At 64.2% G+C, this 13,346-nt stretch carries 10 protein-coding genes; 4 read left to right on the top strand and 6 right to left on the bottom strand.

Annotated features, from left to right (window positions below; translation table 11 throughout):
- Positions 1-44 precede the first annotated feature (44 nt).
- Genes AC1DWU_RS17390 through AC1DWU_RS17410 form a run of 5 tightly spaced genes read right to left on the bottom strand, consistent with a single transcriptional unit; the run spans position 45 to position 6,052 of the window.
- On the bottom strand, positions 45-1,190 hold the full coding sequence (locus AC1DWU_RS17390) for a glycosyltransferase family 4 protein (protein WP_477151264.1): 1,146 nt from the start codon (positions 1,188-1,190) through the stop codon (positions 45-47).
- Positions 1,187-2,620, bottom strand: coding sequence for an O-antigen ligase family protein (locus AC1DWU_RS17395; RefSeq protein WP_477151265.1), 1,434 nt, complete (start codon positions 2,618-2,620; stop codon positions 1,187-1,189). Before AC1DWU_RS17395 ends, AC1DWU_RS17390 begins: the two co-directional genes overlap by 4 nt.
- Positions 2,617-3,600: a glycosyltransferase family 2 protein gene (locus tag AC1DWU_RS17400; protein ID WP_477151266.1), complete on the bottom strand. Its 984-nt coding sequence runs from the start codon at positions 3,598-3,600 to the stop codon at positions 2,617-2,619. The genes AC1DWU_RS17395 and AC1DWU_RS17400 overlap by 4 nt, the downstream gene beginning before the upstream one ends.
- Complete coding sequence (locus AC1DWU_RS17405; protein ID WP_477151267.1) at positions 3,597-4,856, bottom strand: oligosaccharide flippase family protein; 1,260 nt, start codon at positions 4,854-4,856, stop codon at positions 3,597-3,599. The genes AC1DWU_RS17400 and AC1DWU_RS17405 overlap by 4 nt, the downstream gene beginning before the upstream one ends.
- Positions 4,857-4,891: 35 nt before the next feature.
- A complete protein-coding gene (locus AC1DWU_RS17410) occupies positions 4,892-6,052 on the bottom strand; it encodes a glycosyltransferase (RefSeq protein ID WP_477151268.1) in 1,161 nt (386 codons plus the stop codon).
- A gap of 294 nt (positions 6,053-6,346) precedes the next feature.
- On the opposite strand from AC1DWU_RS17410, the gene AC1DWU_RS17415 reads away from it, so the two are divergent.
- Complete coding sequence (locus AC1DWU_RS17415; protein ID WP_477151269.1) at positions 6,347-6,973, top strand: class I SAM-dependent methyltransferase; 627 nt, start codon at positions 6,347-6,349, stop codon at positions 6,971-6,973.
- A 5-nt stretch (positions 6,974-6,978) separates the two neighbouring features.
- On the top strand, positions 6,979-8,682 hold the full coding sequence (locus AC1DWU_RS17420) for a glycosyltransferase (protein ID WP_477151270.1): 1,704 nt from the start codon (positions 6,979-6,981) through the stop codon (positions 8,680-8,682).
- Here AC1DWU_RS17420 and AC1DWU_RS17425 read toward each other — a convergent pair.
- Positions 8,665-10,488, bottom strand: a complete 1,824-nt coding sequence (locus tag AC1DWU_RS17425; RefSeq protein WP_477151271.1) for an ABC transporter ATP-binding protein — start codon at positions 10,486-10,488, stop codon at positions 8,665-8,667. The two genes, AC1DWU_RS17420 and AC1DWU_RS17425, sit on opposite strands and share 18 nt — an antisense overlap.
- A 76-nt stretch (positions 10,489-10,564) precedes the next feature.
- Between AC1DWU_RS17425 and AC1DWU_RS17430 the strand changes: the two genes are divergently transcribed.
- Together AC1DWU_RS17430 and AC1DWU_RS17435 are read left to right on the top strand one after the other, a co-directional pair.
- Entirely contained in the window at positions 10,565-11,776 is a 1,212-nt protein-coding gene (locus tag AC1DWU_RS17430) for a glycosyltransferase family 2 protein (protein WP_477151272.1), read from the top strand.
- A complete protein-coding gene (locus tag AC1DWU_RS17435) occupies positions 11,751-13,346 on the top strand; it encodes a glycosyltransferase (protein WP_477151273.1) in 1,596 nt (531 codons plus the stop codon). The genes AC1DWU_RS17430 and AC1DWU_RS17435 overlap by 26 nt, the downstream gene beginning before the upstream one ends.

Here is a 13,346-nt window from a genome sequence, read left to right on the forward strand (position 1 = left end):
GCCGGCGCGCTCGGGGAACCAATCCAGACCAATCTGGAGGGTCCTCAATTGCGTGATCCGACACGCGTCTGTCGCCGGGCCAACAGGCTCGCATAGAGGGCCACATATTGATCGGCCATCCTCCCCCAGGACATGGGCTGCACGATCTCGCGCGCCCGCAGGCCTGCCGCGGCGCGTAGCGCAGCGTCGGACGCGACCTGGCGGATGACCGCTGCCAACACATGCACGTCGTCGGGATCATCGAGAACGAAGCCCGCGTCCTCAGCGACGATTTCGCTGGCTCCGGTCGACCGCGTGGTGATCACCGGCAAACCGGCAGCCATGGCCTCGGGCACGACCATGCCCCACGGTTCGTATCGCGACGGGAAGACGAGGAAATCCACCGAGCGCAACAGCAGTGGCATATCCTTGACCATGCCGACGAAATGGACCCGGTCGGCGATGCCGAGCCGCTTGGCCAGGGCGGGAAAGCGGCTGCCATCAGAAGTTCCGGCGACCACCAGATGGAGATCGGGCACACCCGCTACCGCGCTCAACACGGTGTCGAGGTTCTTGCGCTCGGTCATCAAGTCACCAACGAAAGCCGCCATGACACCTGCGGCAGGCAGGCCAAACCGGGCCCGATCGCCCACCCCTGGTGAAAACTCGGCTGCGTCGATGCCGTTCTGCACGACCTCTATGCGACCAGGCTCGATGCTGAGATCGGCAATTTCTCTGGCCAGATGGGGCGACACTGCGACGATCTGCGTGGCATCGAGGAAGGAACGTCGCTCGGCGAGAGCATTGAACCAGCCGAACAGGCCTTGGTAGGTGCCCCGCCAGCCCGGTGAGTTGGAGAAGTGGTCGGATTGGCGCCAGCCACTGTGAACGAAGTGGACGGAGTTCAGATCACCGCGAGCCCAGGTGATTGCGCCGTTCACGTGCACGATGTCCAGCCAGGAGCGGTTGGCGCGAAGCCAAAGCCAGCTTCGAAAGGCAAAGACCTGATAGCGGATCAGGCTGCTCGGCATGACGCCGTACGAAATCTTCACCCAGCGCACATGGGGGTATTTGAGCAGTTCGGGCGCCACATATGCGGCGACAAGGTAGAGTTCGTGACCTAGCTCGGCGGAGCGCAAGGCGGTTTCGTAGTTGACGCGGCCCTGGCCGTCGTTTCGCGCGAACCGGTGTGTAACGATCGCGATCTTCACCGCATCAGCTCCTCCGGTGGACGTTCGCGCGCCTGTTCCGAGTTGCTTTCACCCAGCACGATGGCAAGAGCGAAGAAGGGTAGGATGAGCATGCCCGGGCCCTGAAGCAACATATTCGTGAAGGGCTGCAGCGACAGCGTCGCGATGGCGACGGAGGCTGCCGCACTGCCCTCGATGCTGCGCCTGCCGTTGCGAACAGCGCGATTGAAAATCATCACCAGCGCTGCGATCACGATGAAACTGCCCCAGCCAAAAGTGAAGAAGATATCCAGCACGCCGCTGTCGAAGATGCCGTATTCCCCCAGGCTGCCGGACTGGTTGGTCAGTCGCGTGCCGGCACCTGTCGCGCCCATCCCACGGCCGATCGGGTTCGTGAAGGTGGCGTTCAGCAGGCCATCGATGAAGTCGGCACGGACTCTCAAGCTCGTGTCGTCTTCAAGGCTGGCGAACGTCTCGAAACGCTCCGCTACTGTGTCGGAAAACGGCAGGATGGCCAGTACCGGGACAACAACGACACCGGCCAACAGGATGGAAAGCAGCCAACGCGCTTTCAAACGGGGTGGCCCCATCAGCAGCATGGCGACCAGCCCGACCACCAGGCCGCCCCACCCAGCGCGGACCAGCGAAAGCACCAGCGTGCCTGCTGCAGGCAGAGCCGCCACCCAGCGCAGCACGCCGCTGTTCGCCGCCAGGACGATGAGAGATGCCGCCATGAAGATGGCCAGTGGGCCGGGGGAATTCAGAGTGGCAAAAACGCGTATCTCGCCCGGTTTCGGATAGCCGACCGACAACATGTCGGCGTTGATCATCCAGAATGTGTCCCATTCGGGGGCGAAGTAGTATTGGTAGAGCCCGTAGGCGCCCACAAACAAACCGGCAAACGCGAGCGATCCGAACATGGCCCTGCCGAAATTCGCGGCGTGGGCAGGCTGCGACAGGATGTAAAAGGCGACCGAAAGCGGCGCCAGCCAGGCCAGGAAGCTGTATCCCGCAGCGAATGGTCCCGATGCCATGATGCCGACGAGCAGGGCGAATATCATCATCAGCAGGAAGAGGCTGAAGGGGTAGTAGCGGTTCTCGTGCAGGTGGCGGGAAATCCTGATCACCGTCAGGAATGACAAGCTGCTCACCAGCAGCGGGGCGAGCAGTACCGGATTGAGGGTGCTGTACTCCGTCTGCCAGTCCACCAGGCGTCGAACGAAGGGCGCCAGCATCCAAAGCCACATGGTGAAATGGACGTAGTGCGCCGGATAGCGCTGGAACAGGACGAAGCCCGCCATCAGGCACATTGGCGTGAAAGCATAGTAGAGGAGCCGCGCCTGCCCTGTTAGCAGTGCGGCGAGGCAGATCAGCAGAACCCCGATCTGCAGCAGCGTCGGCGGGGTGATGACGTCCCCGAGGCTGCGTCGCTGTGCGGGGATATCGGTCATCGCCGCAACCATGTTCGGATGCCGGCCAGCGTGCCGCGCAGCGAGGCCCAATAGATGCTGCCGACGCGGTCTACGCCGCTGAGCTTGAGACGGATCACCTGCGCGATACCAGGGACCTCCCGAGAGCCAATCGCCACGGTCCAGGCCAGATAGACAGGCACCTGCCAGAGCGAAAGGTAGTCCAGCAGCGCAAGCGCCTGATTGTGGGAGGCGTTGGTCTGGGCGGCGGGAGTCCGGTATGTGCGCTTGTCGTCGTCGTGCCGCACCGCAAGATAGTGGTCGACGGCAACGTTGGGGTCGTAGACGAGCGTCCAACCCTGCTTTCTCACCTCGAGCGCAAGCTTGAGGTCGTTGGCGACCTGGGCCCCATCGCCGCGAAGCCGCCGGTCGAAGCCGTTTGAGATGGCGCCGCGGCGGAAGCTCATGTTGGCTCCCTTGAGAATTTCGACGTTTCTCGGCTCACCGACACCCTCGTGATGGAATCCGATGCACCGGCCGAACCACTGCACCCGGCCAACGACAGGGTGGTTACCCTTGCGATGAACGCCATCCCAATAGTCGCGCCCCCCTACCCCACCCAATCGACCGTCTGCCTTGAAATGCTGCTCGATCCGCAAGAGCCAGTCTAGAAAGGGCGCCGCGTCGTCGTCGGTAAAGGCTACGATGTCGCCGGCGGCGGCCTGCAGGCCGACGTTCAGGGCCGCCACCTGGCCGGGCTCATCAACACAGACGCCGCGGATGCGGGTTCTGCCTCCGGTCCGCTCGGCGAGCAGCCGCTCAGTCTCCTCATCGCCGGCGCGCCAGACGACGATGACTTCGTCAGGCACCCGCAACTGGCTGTCGAGGGCGGCGATGCATCGGCTCAGGTCGTCGACGCGCATATAGGTGGGCACGACGACGGAAATCGTCATGCGCTCCGGTGCGGTCAGAGCCTGCGTCCGTCGTTTTCTCATCGGCGACACCTGACGAACTACATTCATAGCCGCCTCCGGCTCGGAAAGAACCAGTTGAGCTGCGCGCGCAACGTGAAAAAGAAGCTGATCGCCATCGCGGCCTCAGCCAGATTGATGGTCACTGCAGCGCCCAGCGCCCCGTAGAGGAGGCAGAGTGGCGGGGCAGCTATTGCAGCCGTTGCGGCGCCGGCGAAGATACAGAGCGTGAACTGCCGGTTCAGCCCGAACGGCAGCATGATCAGCTTGCCCATGGCGGAGTTGAGAGCGCTAAGGACGATGACACCGGAGAGGATCCGAAGCACCGGCACCGTGTCGCCGAAGGCATCACCGAGCAGGATCGCGACGACGAGCGGCGCAAAGATGAACAGGCAGACCGCGATGCCCGCGCCGACCGCGGCGTGCAGCTTCAGCAGGGAAATCGCCGTGCGTCGCGCATCCTCCGCGGCTTCACCGACCAGTGCGTTCATCTTGGGATAGGCAACCATGATGATCGGGTTTAGGAGGCTGATAAACGGCCACTTCGTCCGATCCGCCCCGGAATACAACCCGGCCTGGTGGGTGCCCGAGGTGAGCACGAGGATCAGCGACAATCCGCTCGAGTAAACGTTGGTGAGGATCGCCGAGATGAACATGAAGCTGCCCTCGGCCAACTGCGAGACGGTAGCTTCAAGGGACAGTCGAGGACGTTGCAGCAGTCCCCGGCGCAGGGCAGCGTTTATCGTCAGGGCGGCAACGATGAACGAGCCGAGGCTGGTCAACCCCGCCGCGATCCAGACGTCAGATTGCTGGTGCACCAAGAGGTAGACCAGCGGCACAATGACGAGCCTCCCGAGGACGGATGCCGACATGAACTCGCGAAAGGACTCGCTGCCGCGCAGCGCCCACTCCAACGACAGGACCGACCCGACGACGCCCAAGCTCGATGCGATGATGGTCAGCCGGAGCACCGGGTCGGCGACCAGAAACGTGGTTCCCGCAATGACCGCGGCCATGGTCGGCAGGGCGAGCCCCACCTTCGCGGCGGTTGTCGCCCAGATTATCCTGTTGGCCGCGCCTGCGACCTGTCGCTGCTGGGCAATGGCGCGGGAGGCGGTGTACGCAAAGCCCCAGTCGACAATCACCCCGGCGAAGGCCGCCACGGCGAGTGCCACCCCCAGATAGCCAAAGCCCTGCACCCCCAGGACGCGCGCCAGATAGGGGAAGGTCAGCAGCGGCAGCAGGTAGTTTGCAGCCTGCCAGATCGACACCGAAGCCAGCCCCGCCCAGGTGCGCGGACTGAGCATCCCAGTCAGCCTCCTGATGTGCGACTGCACCTCGGTCACCGCTGTGCCGTCTTCGACGAGGGGTGCCGCGCCGCCGTCCTGTGTCGCCTGTTGAGCGCGTATTGAACCTCGTCCATGAAAGCCTCGCGGAAGCGATCCGACGAGAAGCGAAGCGCATTCTCCCGGCACGCGGCGGGTGAGATGGTTGAGGAGAGGCCCTCGAACTCGGCCACTGCGGCCGCGATCGCCGCGGCCGATTGCTCGTGGAAGAACACGCCCGTCCGATTTTGCGGCTTGACGACGATGGTTTCGAGCGAGCCGCCGCGGCCGTAGGCGATCACCGGGGTGCCGGCCGCCTGAGCCTCGAGGGGGGTAATCCCGAAATCCTCCTCCGCCGCGAACACGAAGGCCCTGGCGCGGCGCATGTAGTCGATGACGGTGTCGCGATCCTGATAGCCGAGAACAGTGACGTTCGGCGCCGCCGCGGCACGGACTCTCGGCATTTCGGGGCCGTCGCCGATCACGACCAGGCGGCGCTCCGGCATTGCTGCGAATGCCTCGACGACCAGGGGCACACGTTTGTAGGGCACCAGTCGCGAGGTGGTGAGATAGAAATCCTCGTGTGCGTCGCCGAGGGTAAAGGCCGTCACGTCGACCGGCGGATGCACCACCACGGCTTCGCGCCCGTAGAACTTGCGCGCGCGGCCGGCGACGAAGCGCGAATTGGTGACAAAGTGATCGACCCCGCTGGCCGTACGGACATCCCAGATGCGGAACTTGTGGAGCAGCCAGCGGGCGAACCAGCTCAACGGACCATGCTCGAGCTTGGCCTCATGCAGGTAGGTGGCCTGCAGGTCCCAGGCGTAGCGTGCAGCACTATGCAGGTAGCAGACGTGAATCTGCGCCGGCCCGGTGATGGCGCCTTTGGCTACCGCGTAGGAAGAACTGATGACCAGGTCGTAGGGTGAAAGATCGAGCTGTTCGATCGCCAGCGGCATCAGCCCCAGATACTTGCGATAGTGGCGGCGCACGAACGGCAGCTTCTGGGCGAAGGTGGTACGCGGGGTCCGTCCGCCCAGGAATGCGCGATTTTCTTTGGGAAGGAAGTCGACGACGGAGAACAGATCCGCTTCGGGAAACAGGGCGAGTATCTCGGCTAGGACGCGTTCGGCGCCGCCTTCCACTACGAGCCAATCGTGAACGATGGCTACCTTCAAGTCCCATGCTCCAGCGACGGTGGCCGTGAGCAAACCGAGTCAATGTGTCGTCACTACCGCCAGCGCGCCCTGCCACCCCCTTGCTGCGCGCTGACTGTTCACAATGTCCCAAGGCCCGTCATCTTCAACAATACGCCAAAATTCGCTTCGTTGCATTGATGTAGGTGATAACCTTAACGGCGGAGCGGTCGTCATTCGACAGCGGGCCGCTGAAGCTTCTGGATACACTGGCGATCGATCAATTATCCTGCAGGAGTAACAGCGTTGACGCGGCTACGAAGCAGACTGCAGACAATGGCAACCGACATGGCGAACGCGGCCGCCCGGCAATTGTCGCGAGTCGCCCCCTACCGGCCGATGTCAGGCGGCAAGGCGCACCTGGACGAGCAGTACGCCGGAGGGACTTGGGAATATCTCAGAGGCATCGGCGAACTGTCACGCTTCAGCGTGGTCGTCGGCTACTGCCACTTTCTGAAACCCGGCGGCAGCATCGCCGAGGTCGGCGCGGGGGACGGGATCCTGCACGACCGACTCGATCACACCAAGGTCGGCAGCTACCTGGGCATCGACATTTCGGAAGAGGCGATCGCTCGCATGGCGCCGCGGCAGGACGAGCGGAACAGTTTCGTCGCAGCCGACGCCGCGACATTCGAACCTCCCGGGACTTACGATCTGATCGTCTTCAACGAGGTGCTCGAGTATTTCGATGATCCGCTGGCTGTGGTGCGCCACTGGTCCCGCTGGCTGGCGGAGGACGGGGCGATCATCGTCTCGATGTTCTCCGGCCTCACCACGGCGCGATCCGACACCATCTGGCGGGGGCTGGCGGCTGAATACCGGCAGGAAGCGCTGACCCAGGTTCAGAATGAGGCTCGTTATCGTTGGGTGATCAAGGTTCTCAAGCCCATCGGGTTCAAGTAGACGGGATGGCTGCGCCGGAGTTCAGCGTCGTTGTGCCGACGTTTCAGCGGCGCGACCTAGTGGTCGCCCTCGTACAGTCGCTGGCCGCGCAAGAGGGCGGCATCAGCTTCGAATGCATCGTGGTTGTGGATGGTTCGACCGACGGCAGCGCCGCGGCACTGAGGGCGCTCAGCGTGCCCTTTCCGTTCAGCGTGGTGGAGCAGCCGAACGCCGGCGCGAGCAGTGCGCGCAACCACGGCGCGCGACTGGCACGCGGCCGATATCTGCTGTTCATCGATGACGACATGGAGGCGCACCCGCAGTTGCTGGCGGAGCACGGGCGCTCACATCAGGCTGGAGCCGACGTGGTGCTGGGGCACATGCCGTTGCATCCGCGGGCCCCCGACACGCTGATCGCACGCGGCGTTGCCGAGTGGACGGAGGAGCGGAAAGCCCGGCTGGAGACCGGCGGTCCGCTGACGCTTCACGATATGCTCACCGGGCAGATTTCCCTGCCCCGCGCATTGTTCGAAGAGCTGAATGGCTTCGATGGGAAGTTCACCGAGGGGGGCAGTTTCGGCAACGAGGATATCGACCTCGGCTATCGCCTGCTGCAGCGGCAGGCAAGGGTCGTCTTCAATGCCTCGGCGATCACCTGGCAGAACTATGTTGTCGGGCCCAGGCAATATATGAAGCAATGGCGGGACGCAGGCGAGGCCGACGTCATTTTCTCGCGTAAGCACCCCGATCGCGGACTGGAGCTCTTCAAGCTGAACGGCGCCGACAGCCGCCGGGCGCGCCGATACTGGCAGCCGATGGCACGGTTCCCGCGACTGACGGCACCGATCGCGGCGGCCCTCACGCAGCTTGCCTATTACGGCTTTTCGAGAGGTGGCAGGGACAGCAGGTGGGCGAAGCTGTTCTACAATGTTCGCGACATGCAGTACTGGCGGGGCGTCGCCCGCGCCGGCGGGATGCCGAAGCCGCAGCCGGTCGTCGTGATGTGTTTTCACGCCATCGCCGACCTGTCGGACGCGGGGTTCCTCGCCCCGTATGGCTTGCCTCCCGAGCTAATGGCGGCGCAGCTCGACGCGCTGCTGGCGTCGGGGCACAGCTTCATCAGTGGCGAGCAGTTGCTCCGGTACATGACCGACAACGCCCCGCTGCCCACCAAGCCCGTGCTGGTTACGTTCGATGATTGCTACACCGACCTGCTCGACGTGGCGCTGCCGATCCTGCGCGCGCGCTCCATCCCGGCAGTTGCCTTTGTCGTCTCGGGAGAGATCGGTGGCGGTAACTCCTGGGACGTTGCAAAGGGCGGGCGACCGATGCCGCTGCTCGATCTCGAAGGGCTCAAGCGAATTCGCGACGGCGGGATCGAGATCGGTGGCCACAGCCGTACGCACCCGGAGCTGCCGCGCCTCACCGATGCCGGTTTGGACGACGAAATCGCCGGCAGCCGGCGTGACCTGGAGGCCCTTGGGCTCGGCCCGATCCGGTTCTTCGGCTACACGTTTGGAGAGCACGACCAGCGCGTTCGGGCGGCTACAGCCGCTGCGGGATACGAGCTGGCCTTTGCCCTCCACGACGGATTGGCGCGATCGGGCGAGGATCGCTTCGCCCTTCCACGATTCGAGATCAAGCGGAATGATACGCCCGCCAGCTTGCGGCGGCGGATCGCCCGGTCCCGGGTTGCCAGGTGGCTTCGACGCTCACAACCGGTCGACTGACGCTTCCGCCTCGCTGAGGGCCGCGCCGATCTCCTCGATCGCCTTGCGAACCAGTTTTGGTGAGATCTCGTCTGTCGGCCTCGCCTCGAGGACCGCGCCTGCCTCGAGCACAATGCAATCCTCGCAGTAGGCGACGGTTGACTCGCGGTGGCTGATGACAATCAGCGTCTGTCCCGGGCGCCTGTTGCTGACGAGGTCCATGATCGCCCGCTCCGAAACCACATCCACAGCACTCGTCGCTTCGTCGAGGATCAGAACGTCGGGATCTCGCAGGAGCGCGCGGGCCAGACCGATGCGCTGCCGCTGCCCACCCGAGAGGCCAAAACCGGGGCCTTGCAGTTCGGTAGCGTAGCCCAGCGGCAAGGCGGAGATGAAGCCGTGCGCATCGGCACGCATGGCAGCGTCGACGATCTCAGCCTCACTTGCTTCCGGAGTGCCGTAGCGGATGTTCTCAGCGATCGTGCCGTTGAAGAGTTCGGCATCCTGCCCGGCGATCGCCATGCGAGCGCGCATGGCGGTCGGTTCGATCGTCGACAGCGGGACGCCGTCGATGCTTATGCGCCCGCCAGTCGGTTCGATGAGCCTCGCCAGCAAGTTGACGATCGTCGACTTGCCGGAGCCGGAGCGCCCCACCAACGCTGTACTTCGGTTGGCTCGGATGGCGAAACTCACCTCACGCAGCGCGGCGTCGCGATCGCTGGAGACATCATAGCCGAAGCTGACCTGTTCGAAGCTGATGCGATCGCGAAGCCCAGGATATGGCCCGGTGCCACCAGGCAGCGGTTCGGCGCGCGATGCATCCAACAGCCACTCGACCTCGGCGATGGAACTGCGCCGGGTGGCGATCTCGACGCCAGCCGTGCTGAGGTCGCGGATGTGCGGCTGCATGCGATACATCAGCAGCAGGAAGACGATCAGCGTGCTCAGTGCTACGCCAAGCCAGTGGGCGACGATGAAGATACCCAGGAACAGCAGGGCATAGAGCACCTCGAAGGCAGGGCCTACCATCGATGTCGCGATGGATGCGTCCAGCATGGTGCGCCGCACGTCGTTGGACGCGGCATCGAAGCGCTCCTGCTCCTCGCGCTCGCGGCCGAACAGGCGAACGAGCCGCGGAATGCCAAGGCACAGCGCGATCATGCGGTCGCCGAGACCGAGGTTAGCCGCGCTCACCTTGGCGCCGATGACATTCACGTTCCTTGTCGCCAGCGTCTGCAACAGGCGGATGAGCAAAACGCCGACCAGCGCCACGACGAACAACTGCCACTGCACCAGCCCGACGAACAACAGGAACACCGCGATGGTGACGGCGCTGGAAATGGCCCGGAACATCAGTTGGATCGCGTCGGATGCACGCCACGACTCGGTTGAGATGATGTTCAACAGGCGAATGGAGTCGGCCCGAAGCAGAAACGGGTACCCGACATTGACGAGCCGCTCGGCCAGTTGCGTGCGGATGGCGTGGCTCGCCTGGCCGTCGACCCAGTGGACGAATACGGCGCTGGCTATGCCCAACACGCCCTTGAGAACGATGCCGACAAGGATGAGCAGGGACAGGCCGACTAGCCGATACTCGGCGGGAAACCAGTCGCCGACGCCGGCCAGGAAGCCGAGCCCACTGGCCGATCCGCTGCCGCCCAGCGTTTCGAGCAATGGCATCAGCAGGCCGATGCTCAGGCCTTCGAGCGCACCAGCCAGCGAAACGAGGATTGCCACTACCGGGATGGTCCAGGCGAAACGGACAGCCAGGGGGAAGAGCGGGCTTTCCGGCGAAACGAGCACGGCAGATATTAACTTGCGCAGCAAGAGTATCCCCAGTCGAGCTTTCAACACTCGCGGCAAGCCGCTACCCTGACCTGCGTGCCGACTAAGAATGGACCAAATGGCAGACCAGTCAACATCAGCACCTGTGCAATGGCCAATCGTGCATGTCGATCTGGAAACGTCCTTAACCCGGCAGGATGTGCAGCACGTCGCTGGCGCCGGCGCGTTTATCGTCTATTGGAAAGACAATCGTCCGGTCGGCCAGTGGATCGTCGCCCCGGTGCCGACGATGCCGGATCAGCGGGCGATCATCGCGCGCGGATTGGGCATAGCGGTACCCGCTGCCGGCGTGTCGAAGGGCGCCGGGGAACCGCTCAGCCTGTCCGTCCTGATCCCGACCCGTGATCGCCCGGATGATCTGGCGAGGTGCCTCGCATCGTTCCGCGGCCAGTCTCGAGCGGCGGACGAGATCATCGTCATCGACAACAGTTCTACCGGCTCGGCCCGAGCTGTCGTCGAGACCAATCCCGGGGTGCGGTATGTGCACGAACCGCGCAAGGGGCTCGACTATGCGCGCAACGCCGGGTTGCGCGCCGCCACCTCGGACCTCGTTGCCTTCTGTGACGACGACGTGGCCCTGCATGCCGCCTGGACGGAGCGGATGGCCCTGGCCTTCGACGCACCGGAGATCGAGGCGGTGACCGGCCTGGTGCTGCCGATCGAACTCAGAACCGAGGCGCAGCGGCTGTTCGAGTTCAAGTGGCCGTTCGGGCGAGGCTTTGCGCGTATCGACTACGGTCCGGAGTTCATGACTCGCAACAGCATGCTCGGCTGCCCGGCTTCCGACATCGGGGCGGGCGCGAGCATGGCGTTCCGACGGTCGGTGTTTGCCCGGCTCGGGATGTTCGACCTGCGTCTCGGCGCTGGAGCATCGGGATGCAGTGACGATTCCGAAATGTGGTATCGCATCATCGCCGCCGGCGGGACCTGCCGATACGAACCCGGCATCGTTTCCTACCATCGCCATCGCAGCGAGATGTCGGCGCTGCGCGGGCAGATCCACGACTATGTGCAGGGCTACGTCGTTTCGCTGCTCATCCAGTTCCAGCGCTTCGGTCATTGGGGCAACCTGCGGCGGCTATTCCTGCGGATGCCCTATTTGTACGCCCGCCGCGCGACCCGCATAGTCCTCCGCATCCCCAGGCCTGACGATGTCGTGTTTAAGGATGAACTGCGTGGTTACTTTGATGGTCTGAGGTATTTCTATAAACATGCGGACAGTCCCGACGGAGTGACGCAAGCCGATGGACTCGCATACCGATCGGAGTGATGTCGCGGCACGGCCCGGTTCGGCCGGGGTGACCGTGGTTATTAACACCTACAACCATGCGCACTTTCTCGGCGATGCCATCCAGAGCGTGATCGACCAGACAGCTGCTGCATCGGCCATCATCGTGGTGGACGATGGTTCCGACGATCACCCGGAACAGGTGGTGGCCGGCTACCCGCAAGCGCGGATTATCCGGCAGGCCAACCAGGGTCTGGCGTCAGCCCGCAACACGGGTCTCGCAGCGGCCGATACCGAGTTCATCTGCTTTCTCGATGCCGACGATCGGCTGCTGCCGCAGGCGCTCGAGGCCGGCTCACGGGCGCTGGCGCAGAATGCCGACGCCGTGTTCGCATATGGTGGATTTCGCCGGATCGACGCGACCGGCGCGCCCATCTCGGATGACCTTTACTCACCGCCGGGCGAGCATCCCCACCAAACTCTTTTGCGCGGCAACCCCATCGCTATGCACGCAACGGTGCTGTACCGGACCCGGATGCTGCGAGCGGCAGGCGGCTATGACGCGGGCCTGCGGCTCTGCGAGGATTACGACGTCTATCTCAAGCTCACCGGCCTCCACCCGATCGTGAGCTATTCACAGCCGGTCGCCGAGTATCGCTGGCACGGCGGCAACATGTCCGGCGATCCCCGGCGTATGCTTGCCACCACATTGAGGGTGCTCGACCGATATTCCGGTGACGCCGGAGCCGCTGAGGGCAAGGCAGCCTGGAAGCGCTACTATGCCGGCGTCGCGCTGAAGCAGGCGGCGGAACCTGGGCGGAGTTTTGGCGAACGACTTTCGAAGCTCGGGGACAGCCTTGCCATCGCGCCTAAGCAAGTGGTGCGACGCGGGCTCAAGGCCCTCTTGTCGGCATCGGCGCTCAATCGGGCGCGGCGTCTCGTTCGCGGCGGAAGGCCGGTTGGCACCGTCCGGCTGGGTGACCTCGACCAGACCGTGCCGGTACACGGCGACTTCGGATGGGGCCGCGGGACGCCGGTCGACCGGTACTATATCGAGGGCTTTCTGGAGCGCAGCCGACAGGATGTACGCGGCCGCGTGCTGGAGATTGGCGAAGACACGTATTCAAGGCGGTATGGCGGTGCCAATGTCGTTCGGCAGGACATTCTGCACGTCCATGCCGGCAACCCCCGCGCGACCATCGTGGGGGACATCAGCGTCGCCGGCACGCTACCCGCTGATAGCTTCGACTGCATCGTCCTTACCCAGACGCTGCAGCTGATCTTCGATCTCGATACGACCGTGCGCAACCTGTATGCCGCGCTCGCGCCCGGCGGCGTGCTGCTCGCCACCGTGCCCGGCATCAGCCAGGTCGATCGGGGCGAATGGGGAGTTCGGGGCTGGTTCTGGATGATCACCCCCGCCGCCATGCACCGGCTGTTCGGGCCGGTCTTCGGCGAGGACCAGATCGCGATCGAGGCGCACGGCAATGTCTATGCGGCAACCACCTACCTGCAGGGGCTGGTGGTGGAGGAGCTGGATACCGCAAAGCTCGACGCCGACGATGCCCGCGCCTACCCAGTGATCGTGACGCTGCGGGCGCGGAAGGCATGA

The organism is Devosia sp. P2_G7 (assembly GCF_056403495.1).